A 17122-nucleotide genomic window follows, 5' to 3' on the forward strand; every position below is an offset into this window, starting at 1 on the left:
GACGGAGGCTGCTGATGTCGCCCACGGTGGAGCTGACCTGGGACCAGGTTCTGTCCTGGCGGATGGATCGGCACTTCCTCGACCGGCCAGGGAATGTCGATCCCGTCCAGATCGTGGGGCGTCTCGCCGGCGTCCAGGCCCAGGTCGCCTCGTCTGCTGAACTCGCCCTCGCCGTCCGCCGGGCCGAGTGCGAGGCGAACGTGGCAGGCGCGCTGTCCGACCGCTCGTTGGTCAAGACCTGGGCCATGCGCGGCACGCTGCACCTCCTGCGGTCCGAGGACGCACCCGCCTATCTCTCGTTGCTCGCGTCCGCCCGGACCTGGCTGACGCCGAGCTGGCAACGGGAGTTCGCCACCGCCGCGCAGATGGAGGCGATCGCCGACGCTGTCTCCGCGGTGCTGAAGGACGCCGAACTGACGCGCGAGGAGCTCGCGCAGGAGATCGCCGAACGGACGGGGGACCGGTCGCTCGCGGACCAACTCACCTCCGGATGGGGTGCCCTGCTCAAGCCGCTGGCCTGGCAGGGGCTGCTGTGCAACGGAATCTCACAGGGCAACCGGGTCACGTTCACCTCGCCCACGACCTGGCTTCCCACCTGGAAGGGCCTGCCCGAACCGGACGACGCGGCACGGGCGGCGGTCCCCGCCTACCTCGCGGCGCACGGCCCCGCCGACCCCGCCGCGTTCAACCAGTGGCTCATCCGCGGAGCATTGCGCAAACTGCTGACGCGGCGCTGGTTCACGGAGCTGGCCGAGGACGGCGTTCTCACCCCGGTGCGAGTTGAGAACGAAACGCTGTACGCGCGAACCGACGATCTGGACACCCTGACCACGGCGACGCCGACCAATCAGGTCCGCCTCCTGCCCGGGTTCGACCAGTACGTGCTCGGGCCGGGCACCAACGATCACCGGATCCTCGCGACGGCACGTCGACGCTGGGTCAGCCGCGCCGCAGGCTGGATCGCCCCGATCGTCGTCTCCCGGGGTCGGATCGTGGGCACCTGGAAGATCGACAGATCCTCACTGTCCGTCGAACTCTTCGCAGAGTCCGGTCCAATCGCCCGGGACGCGATCGAGGCCGAGACGGATGTACTGGAGAACGTGCTCGGCGAACGCCTCACGACATCGGTGGTCGAGGTATAGCGAGCGAGGCGGGGCGGCTGCGCCAGACCGTCGCACGGAGTCTGCGGCAACCTCGACTCCACGACGTCCAACTCACGGACTCACGATGGTGAACGCTCGCAGGAACGACGACCAAGCGGCACCCCGCTGATCGGCCGATGGCACCTGGCAGGCGCTGCTCCGCAGCTGCCCGGCCCTCCCCGTTCAGGACGCGATCCACCAGGTCTCGGTGCGCTGCTCGCTTCTTGTCCTCATCCGGCACGGCGCCCTCCACCTCCTTCGCAGCCTGGGCTATCTGCCCTCATGCATAAGACGATCGGCGCGCCACCGAACACGACACGCAGCCGAAGAAACCCAACTGCAGAGATGTACCCGCAGGCCGGGCGGATATTTTCCTGGCGGTGGTCTCATGCGCCGCTTGGACGAGCCGCCCTCGGGGATCACCGGGTCCTGAAGCGCCGGTTCGGCGCGGGCGCGGGCCGCTTCCGCACCCGCGGCGATCGAACGCGAGCTGCGATCACCGTCTGGTGCAAAGTGTGACCTGAATCACCCTGTCTGCCGGTTCACATTCATGTAACCGATTACATACCCTCATGTAACCGATTACATGGAGGTCAGGTGGCTCGCATCAAAGATGTCGCCGCGCAGGCGGGCGTCTCCGTAGCGACCGTCTCCCGGGTGCTCAACGACAGCCCCTCCGTCACCGAGGAGACGCGCAACCGGGTCCACGATGCGATGGCCGCGCTGAACTACCGGCCCAACGCCGTCGCCCGGTCGCTGCGTACCGAGGCCACCAGGACACTCGGGCTGATCATCGGCGACATCCTCAACCCGTTCTTCGCCGAGCTGGCGCGGGCCGTGGAGGACGAGGCCCGCGAGGCCGGCTACACCGTGATCATCGGCAACGCCGACGAGCGCCCCGACCAGCAGGACCACTACGTGCGCACCCTGCTGGAACGGCGGGTCGACGGGCTGCTGATCTGCCCTACCGCCGAGGTGACACCCCTGGTGGAGGAGGTCAGTCTTGGAGAGCGGCCGCTGGTCTTCCTCGACCGGACGCTCAGTGGCGTGGAGGTGCCGTCGGTGCGGACCGACGGCAGCACCGCCATCGCCGAGCTGGTCGCCCATCTGCGCGCCCTTGGGCACCGGCGGATCGCGTTCGTCTCCGGGCCGAGCACCCTGTCCACCGGTCGCGAGCGAACGGAGGCCTTCCTACGGGCGGCGGCCGAGCACGGCCTGGAGGTTCCCGAGGAGTACGTGCGCGTCGGCGACTTCCGCGCCGGCAGCGGCCAGCGGATCACCTCCGAACTGCTCGACTTGGCCGAACCACCGCAGGCGATCTTCCTGGGCGACAACCTCATGGCCCTGGGCGCACTCGACGAGGTCCGCGAGCGCGGCCTGGACATCCCCGGCGACGTCGCGTTGGCCTCGTTCGACGACGTGCCGTGGTTCAACCACATCCATCCACGCATCACCGCGATCAGCCAGCCCACCGCCGAGCTGGGCCGGCGCGCGGTCCGGTTGATCCTCGACGAGCTGCACGGCCGGGCGACCGAGTCGGTGGTGCTGCCCGCGACGCTCGTGGTGCGCGAGTCGTGCGGAGAGACAGGCACACGGAAGGAGGACGGCTCGTGAGCCAGGCACGGGAGATCCTGCGCGTGGAGGGGCTCGGCAAGAGGTTCCCCGGCGTGGTGGCACTCGACGGCGTCGACTTCGACCTGCGCGAGGGCGAAGTACACGTCCTGCTCGGCGAGAACGGCGCCGGCAAGAGCACGCTCATCAAGATGTTGTCCGGCGCTTACCAGCCCGACAGCGGACGCATCCTCGTCGACGGCGAGCCGGTCGCCGTCCGGAACGCAGCCGACGCCCAGCGGCTCGGCATCGCCACGATCTACCAGGAGTTCAACCTGGTCCCCCAGCTGACCGTGGGCGAGAACCTCTCCCTGGGCCGGCCGCCTCGCCGCTTCGGGTTCGTCGACACGCGGCGCATGCACGAGCAGGCCCGCGGCATGCTCGACCTGGTGGGCATCGACGTCGACCCGCGCACCCGCGTCGCGGACCTGGGCATCGCGCAGATGCAGATGGTCGAGATCGCCAAGGCCCTCGCGTTGAACGCCCGCGTCCTCATCATGGACGAGCCCACCGCCGTGCTCACTACCAGCGAGGTGCGGCACCTGTTCGGCCTGGTCGGGCAGCTGCGCGAGCGGGGCGTCGCGGTGGTGTTCATCACCCACCACCTGGAGGAGATCGCGCAGATCGGCGACCGGGTGACCGTGCTGCGCGACGGCCGCTCCGTGGCACAGATGCCGGCCGGCACGCCCGAGGAGGAGCTGATCCGGCTCATGGTGGGCCGGCCCATCGACCAGCAGTACCCGCGCCAGGTCGCCGCCGCCGGCGAGCCGCTGCTGCAGGTGCGCGACCTGAGCCGGGCCGGCGCGTTCTCCGGAGTGTCGTTCGAGGTACGCGCCGGCGAGGTCGTCGGTCTGGCCGGGCTGGTCGGCGCGGGCCGCACCGAGGTGGCCCGGGCGGTGTTCGGCGCCGACGCCCACGACTCGGGCGAGGTGCTGGTACGCGGCCGGCGACTGCCCGCCGGCGACGTGCGCGCCGCCATGGAGGCCGGGCTCGGCCTGGTCCCCGAGGACCGCAAGGGCCAGGGACTCGTCCTGGCCGCCGACATCGCCGAGAACCTGGGCCTGGTCACCCTGCGCAGCGCCACCCGCGGCGGATTCGTCGACCGGGCCGGGCAACGCGAGGCCGCCGCAAGGGTGGCCGCCCAGCTCGGCGTGCGGATGAGCCACCTCGGCCAGGAGGTGCGCACCCTGTCGGGCGGCAACCAGCAGAAGATCGTGATCGGCAAGTGGCTGCTCGCCGACGCTCACGTGCTCATTCTCGACGAGCCAACGCGCGGCATCGACGTCGGCGCCAAGGTCGAGATCTACCAGTTGATCAATTCGCTCACCGCCTCCGGCCACGCAGTCCTCATGATCTCCAGTGATCTACCCGAGATCCTCGGGATGAGCGACCGCATCCTCGTCATGGCCAGAGGCAGGCTCGTCGGCGAACTGGAGGCCGCCGAGGCGACCCAGGACTCCGTGATGGCGCTGGCCGTCACCGAGGTGGAGGATGCCCGTGTCCACTAACGTGCTGGCCGGACGGCCGGCGGCCAGGAGCCTGCTGGCCGAGAACGGCTCGCTCGCGGCGCTCGTCGTGCTCGTCGTGGCGCTGTCGTTGCTGTCCGGCGACTTTCTGACCGTGACGAACCTGCTGAACGTGGGCGTCCAGGCGGCGGTCACCGCGATTCTCGCGTTCGGCTCGACGTTCGTCATCATCACCGGCGGGATCGACCTGTCCGTCGGCGCCGTGGCCGCCTTGTCGGCGATCGTGCTGGCCTGGACGGCCGCCGACACCGGGCTGCCCTGGCCGCTGGCCACGCTGGTCGCGCTCGCCGTCGGCATCGGGTGCGGGCTGGTCAACGCCGCGCTCATCGCGTACGGCAAGCTGCCGCCGTTCATCGCCACGCTGGCCATGCTGGGCGTGGCGCGCGGGCTGGCCCTGGTGGTCTCCCAGGGCAGCCCCATCGAGATGCCGGAGGCGGTCTCCCACCTCGGCGACACCGTCGGCGGTTACCTGCCGGTCCCCGTGCTGGTGATGGCGCTCATGGGCGTGATCACCGCCGTCGTGCTCAACCGCACCTACGCCGGCCGGGCGATGTACGCCATCGGCGGCAACGAAGAGGCCGCCCGGCTGTCCGGCATCGCCGTCAGCAGGCAGAAGCTCGTCACCTACGCCCTGTCCGGCGCGTTCGCCGCGGTGGCCGGCATCGTCCTGGCCAGCCGGCTCGCCTCGGCCCAGCCGCAGGCCGCCTCCGGCTACGAGCTGGACGCGATCGCCGCCGTGGTCATCGGCGGGGCGAGCCTGTCGGGCGGTAAGGGCAGGGCGCTCGGCACGCTGGTCGGCGCACTCATCCTGGCCGTGCTGCGCAACGGGTTGAACCTGCTGTCGGTCTCGGCCTTCTGGCAACAGGTGGTCATCGGCGTGGTGATCGCCCTGGCCGTCCTGCTCGACACGCTGCGCCGCCGAAGCGGCCGCTGACATCACCGCAAACCCAGTAAGAAATAGTGAGGTACCACCCATGCGCATCCACGCCCTCATCGCGGCAGGCGCCGCACTGACCCTCGGCCTGACCGCCTGCGGCTCGTCCGGCACGTCCTCCTCCGGCTCGTCGGCAACCGCGTCCGGCGGCGACGTCAAGATCGGCATGTCGATCTCCACCCTGAACAACCCCTACTTCGTGCAGCTGCGCGAGGGCGCCGAGGCCGAGGCCAAGAAGCTGGGCGTCACGCTGACCGTCACCGATGCGCAGAACGACGCCTCCCAGCAGGTCAACCAGGTGCAGAACTTCACCAGCCAGAGCATGAAGGCGATCATCATCAACCCGGTCGACTCCGACGCCGCCGCGCCGGCAGTCAAGATCGCGGAACGTTCCAGCATCCCCGTGATCGCCGTGGACCGCGGCGTCAACGGTGGCACGGTCGCCCAGACCGTCGCCTCCGACAACGTGGCCGGCGGCAAGCTGGCTGCAGAGCAGCTCGCCAAGGAGATCGGCGAGAAGGGCGAGGTCGTCATTCTCCAGGGTGTGGCCGGCACCTCGGCCTCGCGCGACCGCGGCCAGGGTTTCACCGAGGGCATCAAGGCGTTCCCCAACATCAAGGTCGTCGCCCAGCAGCCGGCCGACTTCGACCGCACCAAGGGCCTGGACGTCATGACGAACCTGCTGCAGTCGCACCCCGGCGTCACCGGCGTGTTCGCCGAGAACGACGAGATGGCGCTCGGCGCGATCAAAGCGCTCGGCGCCAAGGCCGGCAAGGAGGTCAAGGTCGTCGGCTTCGACGGCACCCCCGACGGGCTGAAGGCGATCGAGGCCGGCACGCTGGCGGCCAGCATCGCCCAGCAGCCGGGCCTGCTCGGCCAGCAGTCCGTGCAGAACGCCGTCAAGGCCGCCAAGGGCGAGAAGCTGGAGGCCACCCTCAACGTGCCGGTGAAGGTCGCCACCAAGGACAACCTGTCCGAGTTCACCGGGGCATGAGCACCGTGGGTGAACACGGCGACGGCCCGCCCCGCCACCCGTTCGATGTCGTGGTGGTGGGGTCGGCCAACGCCGACCTCGTCGTCCGGGTCGAACGGCATCCCGCGCCGGGCGAGACCGTGCTCGGCTCGGAACTGACCGTCCACCCCGGAGGCAAGGGCGCCAACCAGGCCGTGGCCGCCGCCCGGCTCGGCGCGCGAGTGGCGCTGCTCGGCCGGGTCGGCGCCGACGAGCACGGGCGGCTGCTGCGCGAGTCGCTGGAACGTGACGGCGTGGACCTCGGTCACCTGCACGACACGCCGGCCGCCAGCGGCATCGCCATGATCGCCGTCGGGCCGCAGGGCGACAACAGCATCATCGTCGCCCCCGGCGCCAACGCCCGCCTCACGGAAGGCGACGTGCTGGAGGCGGCGCCGCTGCTGCGGTCGGCTCCGGTCGTGTCCCTGCAGTTGGAGATCCCGCTTCCGGCGGTGCTGGCCGCGGCCCGGTTGGCCCGCCGCGCGGTGCTCAACCTGTCGCCGGCCGCTCCGGTGCCGGATGAGCTGCTGGCGCTGTGCGATCCGCTGGTCGTCAACGAGCACGAGGCGGCCCTGCTGCTCGGCGTCCCCGGCGAGCCGGACCGGCAGGCCAAGGGTCTCCTGGCACTCGGCCCCCGCTCGGTCGTCATCACCCTGGGCACCGACGGGGCCGTGGTGGCCGAGGACGGCGCCGTCCACGCGGTGCCCAGTCCCCGGGTGGCGGCCGTGGACACCACGGGGGCCGGCGACGCGTTCACCGGAGCGCTGGCCTGGCGGCTGGCCGTGGGCGAGCCGCTCACGAAAGCCGCGGCGTTCGCCGCCAGGGTGGGAGCCGCGGCCGTGCGCAGGCCGGGGGCGCAGGATTCGTACCCGACGATGGCGGAGGTGGAGGGCCTGTGAAGCGCGGCGGCGTCATCAACGCGGCCCTGGCGGGCGCCCTGGCAGGGCTCGGGCACACCGACGAGCTGCTCATCTGCGACAGCGGCATGCCGCTGCCGGCGGGCGTACCAGTGGTGGACCTGGCGTTCGTCGCGGGCATCCCGTCGTTCGCCGACGTGCTCGACGGCATCCTCGCCGAGATCGTCGTCGAGGGCGCCACGGCAGCCGAAGAGGTCCGCGCGGCCAACCCCGCCTGCCACGCACTGCTCGGCGAGCGGCTGCCAGAGCTGGCGTACGTGCCACACGAACGGCTCAAGCAGATATCCGCCGCCAGCAAGCTGGTGGTCCGCACCGGTGAGGCGCGGCCGTACGCCAACGTCATCCTGCGCTGCGGCGTGGCGTTCTGACTGGGGACAGCGGGTACGGACTATCGCTTGTCACGGCGATGGGAACAGTAGGGCGTGGATCGGGCGTCCGAACGAGCGCATCAGCCGGGGCACCCAGCCTGGTCCGCCGTCCTGATGCAGCTGGTCGATCTGGTCGAACGCGTCGAGGACGATCATTATGTGCGTACGTCATAGCTGATATGGGTGACCCGGTCGCTTTCCACGATGCGCGGGTTCTCCATCATGGTGTTGGGGACCTTGTGCTCTCCGAAGAACCGGATCCCATCGCCGAACAGGACCGGAACGACGTACATGTCGATCTGATCCACCAGCCCGGCGGAGATCCCCTGGCCGGCGAGATCGCCTGCGGTGAGGGAGACGTTGCGGCCGCCGGCCGCCTGCTTGGCGCGGGACACGGCTTCTTCCAGGCCGCCGGTGACGAAGTGGAACGGGGCATCGGGGTAGCGGCTCGGCCAGTCGCCAGGGGAACGGTGGGTGAGGACGAAGACATGGTCGCCCACGGCGGGTTCGCCGCGCCAGCCGTCGGTGAGGTCGAACAGACGACGCCCGATGATGGTCGCGCCGACGGCCGACCAGCTGTCGCGGAGAAAATCGGCGCTGGCGGGAGCCGGCCGTCTGCTTCTCCCCTCTGGGTACGTCTGCTCAGCCGTGGACGGTGACTCCCGCCGGCATGCTGCTGATCCGCATGCCAGCTCCCTCACCTTCGCCGCCGGTCTGTCGCGTGTACAGACAATGCGGCCTCACTAGACTCATCGGCCCGGCCGCCCCGTCATGCCGAGTCCCCGCCTGATCTCCCTGTCCATGCCGGTTCCGCGCGGCTATGGTGCGCCGTACCCGATTTGATCTAGATCGTAGGAGTGCGCGGTGATGAACGCGAGGGAGCCCGACTGGGCGTACGTGGCGAGGTCTCTTGTCAAGGTCCTGGCCGTCACCGCGGCGCTATTCCTGGCCTTGAGCGCGGTCGACCGGGTTCTGTGGTTGTTCATCGACTTCGACGACGAGCGGATGGCCCGCGTGTACGGCACGGCCGCCCGCATCGCGAACCCGGACAAGCGCCTGCCACACGGTTATGGCGATGGCAGGTGGCTGCTGAAGAAGAGCTACACGCTGCGGGGGGAGCCGCGCCGGGCCCGTCCCAGCGAGGGCGAGACGGAATACGAAATCGTGGAAAACCTGTTCGGCACCGTCCGGGCACCCTCCCTCGACGGGCCGTCTGGCAGCCTGGCCGACGCGATCGGTTTTGTAGACGTGGACCCCGGCATCGACGAGGTGCTGACGGAAGAGGCCCGGAAGACCATCGATGGGCTTCCCCAGACGCTCGACGCCGTCGCGGTCGTGGAGTTCGCGCGCTCGATGACCACCGAGCGGCTCGTCGCCTTCAACCGGAGGCACAGGATCTGCGGCGGGGCCGACGTCTCCTACATCTACTCCCCGTCCTACTACGACGACTCCAGTGAACCGGCCTCGTTGAACGCAGTGGTCTGGAACCGCGGGATGACCGAGGACAACATCCAGGCGGATCTCACCTATCAGTGCGAGACCGAGCCCGATGCAGCGCTGGCGGAGTTCCGCAGGTGGGTCGGGCTGCTTGACGAGGGGGACGACCTCGGCGCATTCGAGTTGGATTACGGGTGGCTCATGGGAGCGGCCGAGGAGGGTGTCGTGTACGGGCTCGTCGTCGACCGCTGGAAGCTCGCCGACCTGCGCAAGCTCCTCGACGACCCGGAGGTGCGGACGGTTCGGCTCGCTGACGTCGCCTTCGACCTCGGCGAGGTCGGGTAGCGGTCGTCTGCGGGCTCAGCGACGGGGGTGCGAGCCCCAGCACCCGCGCTGCAGCGGTGTCGCAGCGGTCAGGCACGAGACATGCCAGACCGCCCGCCGCGCCGACGCTCTACGTGTGCCTAGGATCCGTATGTGTCAGCCAGCGAAGATACGGCCGGAGCGATCTCCGACGAGCCGGAACGGCGGAACCGGCTGCTGTTCCGCAATCGCGACTACACCGGCTGGTGGATCGGTGAGACCGTCTCGGAACTCGGCAATGCGCTATCAGTCGTCGCTTATCCACTGCTGATTCTCGCGGTGACGGGATCGGCGGCGGAGGCAGGAGCGGCCGGGGCCGCGGTCAGCATCGGTGGCCTGGTCACCAGGCTGATCGGCGGGGCGCTCGCGGACCGGTTCTCACGCCGGACGATCCTGGTCGCGGGCGCACTCGTGCAGGCGGTCGCAGTGACCACGGTCGTGGTCGCGGTCGTGACGGGCCACGTCAACGTCGTCCACATCGCCGCGGTCGGGCTTGTCCGAGGTTTGGCTGGCGGTTTGGCCGAAGGAGCGGGGTTTGCCACGCTGCGTCGGGTCGTCCCGGCGGAGCAGTTGCCGACGGCCTTCGCCCAGTTGCAGGGCCGGAGCATGGCGATCAGGCTGGTCGGGCCGACCGCGGGCGGCTTCCTGTTCGGCGTCGCGCGGTGGGTGCCGTTCTTCGGCGATGTCCTGTCGTTCCTGGCCAGTGCGCTCGGGGTGCTGCTCATCCGGCGTCCGCTTGGCCCAGATCTCGACGAACGCCGGCCCCGCGAGTCGATCGTCGCGAGCATCGGTGCCGGGCTCCGGTTCATCCGCGGCAACGCGTACCTGCGATTTCTGACGGCGTGGGCGGCGCTTGCCAACGCCTGCAGCGCCGGGTTGTTCCTCCTCGTCATCGTGTTGATCGACAGCCGAGGCGGCAGTGCCACGCTGGTCGGCTCCGTGAGTTCGTTGGGGGCGGTCGGCGGGCTTGCGGGGGCGTTCCTCTCGGGCCGGATCGCGAAGCGGGCGCCAGGACGGCTGCTCGTCATCGTCTTGTCTTGGACGATGGCTGTGGTGGTCGCCGGGATCGCGTTCGTGCCGGCCGCGTGGATGGTCGGCGCACTCCTCGCGCTGATGATGTTCTTTTTCGCGCCGGTCAACGTCGTCTTGTCCACCTACGAGGCGCGCACGATCCCTGACGCGCTGATGGGCCGGGTGACGAGCGCGATCAACTTCGGGGCGGAGTCGATCCGGTGGCTCGGCGTGCTCGGTGCCGGGTTCCTGGCTTCGGCTTTCGGCCCGGCGACGGCGATTCTCGTCTTCGCCGGTGTCATGGCCGCGATCGCGGTGAGCACACACTTTGCCGGCGGCCTGCACGTGCTCAACCAGCCCATCGACAGCCAAGGTCATCGGCGGACGCGATAGCGCAGGTGTGTGGCTTCCCGGCCCGGAGGACCTGAATGGTCTCCAGCTCGATGTGCTCGGCGCCGAGGTGTTCGAAGAGTCGGCGGTTCGGCCGACACCATCCGCGCCTTCCTGACCCCCGGCGCGGGGGCGACGAGCGCTACCTGCCAGCGGCGAGCCTGCAGTCGCAGCCGCATCTACGTCAACACCCTGACCGACGAGCTCTACCTGCCGTCCCACAGGAGCGTGAGGGGCTCGGGGGCCAGGGCCCGCAGGAAGTCCTGCGCGTCGAACAGCTCGCCTGGGGCCGCCGCGCCCGTTCGGGTGATCCGGCCGTCGAGGATCCGCGACGTCGCCTCCACCACCAGGGGTGCGGTGACGGCGTAGATGTCCCTCCCGGACACGGTCGCGCGGCGCTGCTCCTCGCCCCTGCGCACGACGGCGTCCACGAGGAAGGTCTGTGACGAACGTCCGCTGTCGTCCGCGGCCACCGGCGCCGGGGTGCCGGGGTCCCGGACGTCGCGAAGCGGCTGCTGGGACATGTGGACGCGGATCTCGGGCGTGCTCAGGTGGCGCGAGATCGCGACCGAGTCGGTGGTGGCCAGTTCGCTGACCTCCAGCGTGCCGGTCGGCGACGGGAACTCCCATTTGAGGGTCCGGGGCGGCTGTGGGGGCGGGACGAACGTGCCTCCGGTGTAGATCAGGTGCCGGGGCACGTTGATCTGTCCCGTCAGCCGGGTGCCCTCGGTCGGATGCCAGCTGTCGAGGGCTATCCCGATCTCGACGGCGTCCGCATCCGTCCAGCCGTCGGCCGCTGAGGTCGCCAGCAGGTCGCCGAGCCCGCCGAAGAACGCCATGGACGGGACCACGACCGTGCCCGCGTCCGCCGCGCGCTCGAAGATGGCGAGGGAGACGACCTGCTCCGCCGAGACGTCCAGGTAATGCGCCCCTGCGCGCACTGCGGCGTCGAGCACGGGCACCGCGGTGTGCGCGAACGGCCCGGCGCAGTTGATGACCGCCGCGGCGCCCGACAGCGCGCGGTGGAGCGATTCGGGGTCGTCGGCCGACGCGGGCCTGATCTGCGCGCCCGAGTGATCGTTTCCGAGGGCCAGAAGGCGTTCCTCATCGCGTCCGGAGAGGATCAGCCCGAAGCCGCGCCGCTCGAGTTCGTCGATCACGAATCTCGCGGTGTGGCCGTACGCGCCGTAGACGGCCACCGTCGTGTTCCTGCTGTTCATGGTTCGATCCTGGCCGCCTCGGCCCGGCGGCACGAGTGTCCGAAGCGACGATATGCGTATAGTTTCGGACATGACGTCGGTGGTGCTGGCACTGTACGAGGGCGCGCTGCTGTTCGAGGCCGCGGTGGCCGGTGAGGTCTTCGGAGTCGACCGTTCCGACCTCGCCGATCCCTGGTACGACTTCCGCGTCTGCGGGCCGCCCCGGACCCTGCTGGGCGATTGGCTGCGCCTCGACTCGTCCCATGGGCTCGATGTCCTGGCGAGCGCGGACACGGTGGTCGTCCCGGCGTGCGACGACGTTGAGTCCGACCCGCCTCCCGAGCTGCTGGGGGCACTTCGCGCGGCGCACGACCGCGGCGCCCGCATCATGTCGCTGTGCACGGGGGCGTTCGTGATCGCCGCCGCCGGGCTCCTGGACGGCCGGCGTGCCACCACGCACTGGCTGCACGCCGACCGCCTCGCGGAACGTTTCCCCGCGGTCAAGGTCGAACCGGATGTGCTCTACGTCGATGAGGGATCGGTGTTGACCTCGGCGGGCAAGGGGGCCGCCCTCGACCTGTCCCTGCATGTCGTGAGGAACGACTATGGCGCGGCGGTCGCCAACGAGCTGGCGCGCCGCCTCGTCGTGGCGCCGCATCGCGCCGGCGGCCAGGCCCAGTTCGTCGGCGCTCCGCTGTCACCGGGGGACGGTGTGGGCAACCAGCTCGCCGCTCTGCAGGAATGGGCGCTCGACCGGCTGCATGAGCCGCTGACCGTCCAGGACCTCGCCGACCGGGCGGGCATGAGCACCCGCAACCTCGCCCGCCACTTCAACGCCGCCGTCGGGGTCACTCCGCTGCGCTGGCTGCACCACCAGCGGATCCGGCGCGCGCAGGAGCTCCTCGAGACCACCGACGCCGGCATCGAGCAGATCGCGGCGCGTACGGGCATGGGGACCGCGGCCACCCTGCGCAGACATTTCAACCGAGCCGTCGGCGTCCCGCCCGACACCTACCGGCGCACCTTTCGTGGCGCCGGCGCGGAGAGCCAAAGGGGAAGCGGACACGGGCGTGCTGGTCTCCCCCTACGACCCCATCTCGGTCGCGACCACGGCAGCATGACGGGCGTTTAGCTTTCGTCAACGATCTGTTGGCGGGCAGGTCCTACCTTTGTACGCCATGTCCAGACACGAGATTTCGCTAGAACATCCGTATATACCCGGGCACTCCGAGAGTGACACCTCGCATTCCGAAAGCGCCGCCTCTCCGGAAGTAGAGAGCGACGGCGGCGTTCTCGGGCTGCTCGAGCGCATCGGGTCCGTCATCATCCCGATCGGTGTGGCGCTCTACGCGGTGCTCTACCTCGGTGTCGAAGAGATGTACGGCATCTTCGGCATCAGTCCGCAACAGGCGGGAATCGACCAGTCCGTCCTTCTCGGCCGGCTCATGGGCACCCTGATCCTGATGCTCCTGATCGGCATCCCGGCGCTCGGCCTCATCGTCGGATTCTGCTGGGTGGCCGACAAGCTGACCCGCGGCGCTCTCGGCAGGCTGGTCCAGGCCCTCCGGCGGCGGCCCTGGATCTCCGCCCTGATCGCCGCCCTGTGGTCCGGCGCGACCTACTGGGGACTGTTCGATATCCTCGGCGACCTCGACATCGCCGTCATGGTCGTCACCGCCGTCGGGCTGGGCGTGCTGACGTTCCTCATCCCGTTCCGGCTGCTGCGTCGCAAACCGGTCGGCCGCGCCGGGACGAAGATCCTGGTCGGCGGCCTCACCGGCGTCGGCGTGGGCTTCCTGCTGATCCTGGCGATGGCCCAGGGCGCGGTCGAGGTCCAGGAGACCGGGCAGGCCAACGATCTGCTCGGCTATGTCGGCTTCCAGGACCAGTGGACCATCATCAAGAACGCCGAGGACGACAAGCCGCTCTACGACGGACGCTGGATGATGTTGCTCGGTGAGAGCGACGGCACGTACGTCTTCTACGACTGCGACAAGCTCGAAACCTTCCGCCGGCCCATGGAGACCACCAACCTCAGCGACATCCAGCTCGACCCTGAACGGGAGCCGGGCTTCACCTGCGGCAGCCTCGCCGAGGGCAACTCGTAGCCATGTCGTGGGGGCCTCAGCGGCACGGTGTGGCCCGGGCTTCGTCCACCGAATGCTCAGGTTCCGCGTCCAAAGCCAGCAGGGCGCGTACGTCGTCCGCCTCGGCGAGGCCTCTCCGCTCGCAGACCTCGAGCGCCTCCGCCAGGCAGTCCCGCGCCCGGCCATGCCGGCCGAGCTCGCCGAGCGCCCGGCCGAGCACGATGAGACTCCGGGATCGAGTCCAGTCCTGCTCCCTCCCCGCCAGGACGGCCAACGACTCCTCGGCGTAGTCGACGGCGCGTTCGGGGCGGCCCGACCCGAGGTGGGTCTCGGCCATCCTGAACAGGGTCCACGCCTCCCAGACGGGTTGCTTGAGCCGCCGGAACTCCTTCAGCACCTCCGCGAATCGCACGAGCGCCTCCACTGGACGACCGCTTTGCCGCAGCACGACGGCCAATTGGTAGACGGTGTGCGGGTCGGCTCTGCCGCCCCCCAGCTCGGAGGTGATGCGGACCGCCTGTTCGGCGCCCGCCACCGCCTCCTCGACCCGGCCGACCTCCCCCAGCACGAGCGACAGGTTACCCAGCACGGAAGCCTCGGATGCGCGGTTGCCGAGGGTGCGCCAGACTCTGATCGCCTCGCCGTACATCGCGATCGCCTCGTCGTACGACCGCCTCTCGTGGGCGATTATGGCGAGCAGGTTGACGGCGTCCGCGTACGTCACCAGACCGCCGTCGGCGAGGCTGAGATCCCGCGCGGCGATGCCGTCCTCGATCGCCGCCTCGGACGGGGCGCGGCTGCACAGGATGTCACCCCTGATACGCCGTGCCAACGCCTCCGTCTTCCGCTCCCCACGAGCGACGGCCGCCTCGACGAGCTTGCCGGCCACCTGCTGGTAGTCGGCCACATTCGACTCGAAGCCGAGCACGTCGGAGACCATGTCGAGCAACAACGCCGCTTCGAACAGCGCGCCGCCCGGCGTCACAGCGGTCTGGTAAACGCAGGCGAGCATCACGTGCTCCTCTGTCTCGACCCACTCGCGCGCGGCGTCGGTCCTCGCGAACGACAGCCCGGCACGGGTCGTCTCGACGAAGTCGAGCAGCCGGTCACCCGTGTGCATCACGCGGAAGGCCTCCGCCATCGTGGCGAGGTAGAAGTCGAGCAGCCGGCCGAGGGCCGAGCGCCGTTCCTCCTCGTCCTTCAGGCGGGACCGCGCGAAGAGCTTGAGCAGGTCGTGGTGGCGGTAGCGGCCCGGAGAAGGCGACTCCATCATGCTCACGTCCACCAGGGCCTCGCAGAGCTCCTCCGCGTCGGACTCGTCCATGTCGAGTACGGCCGCCGCCGCCCCGGACGGCAGATCACGCGCACCCGGAACCGCCAGCAGCCGGAACGCCCACGCGTGCGCCTCGTCGAGCTGGTCGTACCCGAGGGCGAACGTCGCCTCCACGGCGAGGTCGTCCACACGCAGCTCGGCCAGCCGGCGTCGCTCGTCGGCCATCCGGTCACGCATCCTGGCCAGGCTCCAGCCGGGCCGCGCCGCCAGCCGCGAGGCCACGATCCTGATCGCCAGAGGCAGGTACCCGCACGCCCGCATCAGATCGGACGCCGCCTCGCGCTCCGCGGCCACCCGCGGCTCTCCCACCACCTTGACCAGCAGCGCCAGCGCCTCGTCCGGATCCATCACCTCCAGGTCGAGGTGCCGTGCGCCGGAGAGCCCGCCCAGCTTCGCCTGGCTGGTCACGAGCACCGCGCACCCGGCGGCACCCGGCAGCAGCGGCCGCACTTGCGCCACACTCGCCGCGTTGTCCAGCAGCACGAGCACCCGCCGGTCCGCCAGCACCGAGCGGTACACGGCCGCTCGCTCGCTCAGATCCTCGGAGACCGTCGCGACGTCCACTCCCAGGGAACGCAGGAACGAGCCCAGCACGACCTCCGGTGCCAGAGGCCGCGGCCCTGTGCCCTGGAGGTCCACGAAGAGCTGGCCGTCGGGGAACGCGGTGACGAGCCGGTGCGCCACGTGGACGGCCAGGGTGGTCTTGCCCATGCCACCCGCGCCCGCCACGGCCGAGACGACGAGCGCCGAGGTGTTCCCCGAGCGCAACGCCCGCGTCATCTGCTCGATGTCCGCTTCCCTGCCGGTGAAGTCGGCCGTGTCGGCGGGGAGTTGCCGCGGCACCTGCGTCCCGGTCGTGACCGGATTCTCATCCGGTTGCGCGCCTTTCGCGCCTTTCGCGTCGAGGCCCGGGTCGGCCGTGATGATCCTTCGGTGGAGCTGCGTCAGCTCCGGGGAAGGGTCGATGCCCAGTTCCTCGGCCAGCAGCTGCCGGGTGTCAGTGAAGACTCCGATCGCCTCGGACTGCCTGCCGGAGCGATACAACGCCAGCATGAGCAGGCCGCACAGCCGTTCCCTGGTCGGATGCTCCGCGCAGAGTGCGGCGAGCTCGGCGACGACCTCGGCGTGCCTCCCCTCCTCGATGTCCTCACCGAGCCTGCGCTCAAGCAGGGCGAGCCGCCGCTCCGCGAGGTGTGTACGCCGGGCTTCGACGTAGTCGCTCTCCAGCCCGGAGAGCGGCTCACCCTGCCACAGCGCCAGGGCCTCGCCGTACCTCCGGTCCCGAGTCAACTCCTCCAGCTCGGCGACGTCGCACACTCCTGCGCGCAGCGCGTATCCGTTGCCGACCGAGACGATCGCCCCCGCGCCGAGGGCGGTCCGCAGGCGCGAGATGTACGTGCGTACGGTGCTCATGGCAGTACGCGGCCGGTCTTCGCCCCAGAGCGCGTCGAGCAGGTGGTCGTGGCTCACCATCCTGCCCTCGGCCAGAATCAGCACCGCCAGGACCAGCCGTTGCTGGGGCGAGCCGACGTCCACCTCGGCGCCGTCCCGCCAGGCGCGTACCGGTCCCAGCACCGAGAACCGCAGGCCGGCACCGTTCATCTCCAGGCCGGATGAGGAGCCCCCGGTCGGCCGCTCCCATGACGTCGTCGTCACTCTTCTCCCCCGCCGGGCTGTCGTTCCCCACGATTGGGGAAGCGGCCTCCCGTTCCCCGTACAAGCCGTCGGCTGCTCAAAACCAGCATCATAGGGGGCTAATCGGCCGGGCAGCGGCGCTTCTCCTACCGGACCG

14 protein-coding genes are annotated in these 17122 nt (G+C 70.1%); 11 read left to right on the forward strand and 3 right to left on the reverse strand.

Annotated features, from left to right (window positions below):
• Positions 1-14 precede the first annotated feature (14 nt).
• The 7 genes from ACTWPT_RS07295 (at position 15) to rbsD (ending at position 7510) form a co-directional block, all read left to right on the forward strand.
• A complete protein-coding gene (locus tag ACTWPT_RS07295) occupies positions 15-1142 on the forward strand; it encodes a winged helix DNA-binding domain-containing protein (RefSeq protein WP_443176466.1) in 1128 nt (375 codons plus the stop codon).
• Between the two features lie 597 nt (positions 1143-1739).
• Positions 1740-2756, forward strand: coding sequence for a LacI family DNA-binding transcriptional regulator (locus ACTWPT_RS07300; RefSeq protein WP_443176467.1), 1017 nt, complete (start codon positions 1740-1742; stop codon positions 2754-2756).
• Positions 2753-4261 (forward strand): sugar ABC transporter ATP-binding protein, encoded by a 1509-nt coding sequence (locus tag ACTWPT_RS07305; protein WP_443176468.1) that lies wholly within the window; start codon positions 2753-2755, stop codon positions 4259-4261. Before ACTWPT_RS07300 ends, ACTWPT_RS07305 begins: the two co-directional genes overlap by 4 nt.
• Positions 4245-5213, forward strand: a complete 969-nt coding sequence (locus ACTWPT_RS07310; RefSeq protein WP_443176469.1) for an ABC transporter permease — start codon at positions 4245-4247, stop codon at positions 5211-5213. The genes ACTWPT_RS07305 and ACTWPT_RS07310 overlap by 17 nt, the downstream gene beginning before the upstream one ends.
• 40 nt (positions 5214-5253) lie before the next feature.
• Positions 5254-6207: a D-ribose ABC transporter substrate-binding protein gene (locus ACTWPT_RS07315; RefSeq protein WP_443176470.1), complete on the forward strand. Its 954-nt coding sequence runs from the start codon at positions 5254-5256 to the stop codon at positions 6205-6207.
• The gene (locus tag ACTWPT_RS07320; protein WP_443176471.1) at positions 6204-7124 is read left to right on the forward strand and encodes a ribokinase; all 921 of its coding nucleotides are present in this window, start codon (positions 6204-6206) and stop codon (positions 7122-7124) included. Before ACTWPT_RS07315 ends, ACTWPT_RS07320 begins: the two co-directional genes overlap by 4 nt.
• Positions 7121-7510, forward strand: a complete 390-nt coding sequence (gene rbsD / locus ACTWPT_RS07325) for a D-ribose pyranase (RefSeq protein ID WP_443176472.1) — start codon at positions 7121-7123, stop codon at positions 7508-7510. Before ACTWPT_RS07320 ends, rbsD begins: the two co-directional genes overlap by 4 nt.
• Positions 7511-7665: 155 nt before the next feature.
• Here the strand turns inward: rbsD and ACTWPT_RS07330 are convergent, their stop codons facing one another.
• Positions 7666-8010: a dihydrofolate reductase family protein gene (locus ACTWPT_RS07330; protein ID WP_443176473.1), complete on the reverse strand. Its 345-nt coding sequence runs from the start codon at positions 8008-8010 to the stop codon at positions 7666-7668.
• Positions 8011-8377: 367 nt separating this feature from the next.
• Here ACTWPT_RS07330 and ACTWPT_RS07335 point away from each other — a divergent pair, with 367 nt between their 5' ends.
• Entirely contained in the window at positions 8378-9292 is a 915-nt protein-coding gene (locus tag ACTWPT_RS07335; RefSeq protein ID WP_443176474.1) for a hypothetical protein, read from the forward strand.
• Positions 9293-9424: 132 nt separating this feature from the next.
• On the forward strand, positions 9425-10714 hold the full coding sequence (locus ACTWPT_RS07340) for an MFS transporter (protein ID WP_443176475.1): 1290 nt from the start codon (positions 9425-9427) through the stop codon (positions 10712-10714).
• Positions 10715-10917: 203 nt separating this feature from the next.
• Here the strand turns inward: ACTWPT_RS07340 and ACTWPT_RS07345 are convergent, their stop codons facing one another.
• Positions 10918-11931, reverse strand: coding sequence for a saccharopine dehydrogenase family protein (locus ACTWPT_RS07345; protein WP_443176476.1), 1014 nt, complete (start codon positions 11929-11931; stop codon positions 10918-10920).
• Positions 11932-12001: 70 nt separating this feature from the next.
• Here ACTWPT_RS07345 and ACTWPT_RS07350 point away from each other — a divergent pair, with 70 nt between their 5' ends.
• The gene (locus ACTWPT_RS07350; protein WP_443176477.1) at positions 12002-13042 is read left to right on the forward strand and encodes a helix-turn-helix domain-containing protein; all 1041 of its coding nucleotides are present in this window, start codon (positions 12002-12004) and stop codon (positions 13040-13042) included.
• Positions 13043-13088: 46 nt separating this feature from the next.
• Positions 13089-14018 carry a hypothetical protein gene (locus tag ACTWPT_RS07355; protein ID WP_443176478.1) on the forward strand — a complete coding sequence of 310 codons (930 nt, stop codon included), beginning with the start codon at positions 13089-13091 and terminating at the stop codon, positions 14016-14018.
• A 16-nt stretch (positions 14019-14034) separates the two neighbouring features.
• Here ACTWPT_RS07355 and ACTWPT_RS07360 read toward each other — a convergent pair whose 3' ends face one another.
• Positions 14035-16986: a BTAD domain-containing putative transcriptional regulator gene (locus ACTWPT_RS07360; protein ID WP_443176479.1), complete on the reverse strand. Its 2952-nt coding sequence runs from the start codon at positions 16984-16986 to the stop codon at positions 14035-14037.
• Positions 16987-17122: the final 136 nt, after the last annotated feature.

The sequence above is a fragment of the Nonomuraea sp. 3N208 genome (assembly GCF_052245935.1).
Classification (GTDB): Bacteria; Actinomycetota; Actinomycetes; order Streptosporangiales; family Streptosporangiaceae; genus Nonomuraea.

Coding starts and splice junctions, on each gene's coding strand:
- ACTWPT_RS07320 (WP_443176471.1), top strand. CDS start 6,204: ATGAGCACCGTGGGTGAACACGGCGACGGCCCGCCCCGCCACCCGTTC.
- ACTWPT_RS07350 (WP_443176477.1), top strand. CDS start 12,002: ATGACGTCGGTGGTGCTGGCACTGTACGAGGGCGCGCTGCTGTTCGAG.
- ACTWPT_RS07355 (WP_443176478.1), top strand. CDS start 13,089: ATGTCCAGACACGAGATTTCGCTAGAACATCCGTATATACCCGGGCAC.
- ACTWPT_RS07335 (WP_443176474.1), top strand. CDS start 8,378: ATGAACGCGAGGGAGCCCGACTGGGCGTACGTGGCGAGGTCTCTTGTC.
- ACTWPT_RS07315 (WP_443176470.1), top strand. CDS start 5,254: ATGCGCATCCACGCCCTCATCGCGGCAGGCGCCGCACTGACCCTCGGC.
- ACTWPT_RS07345 (WP_443176476.1), bottom strand. CDS start 11,931: ATGAACAGCAGGAACACGACGGTGGCCGTCTACGGCGCGTACGGCCAC.
- ACTWPT_RS07295 (WP_443176466.1), top strand. CDS start 15: ATGTCGCCCACGGTGGAGCTGACCTGGGACCAGGTTCTGTCCTGGCGG.
- ACTWPT_RS07310 (WP_443176469.1), top strand. CDS start 4,245: ATGCCCGTGTCCACTAACGTGCTGGCCGGACGGCCGGCGGCCAGGAGC.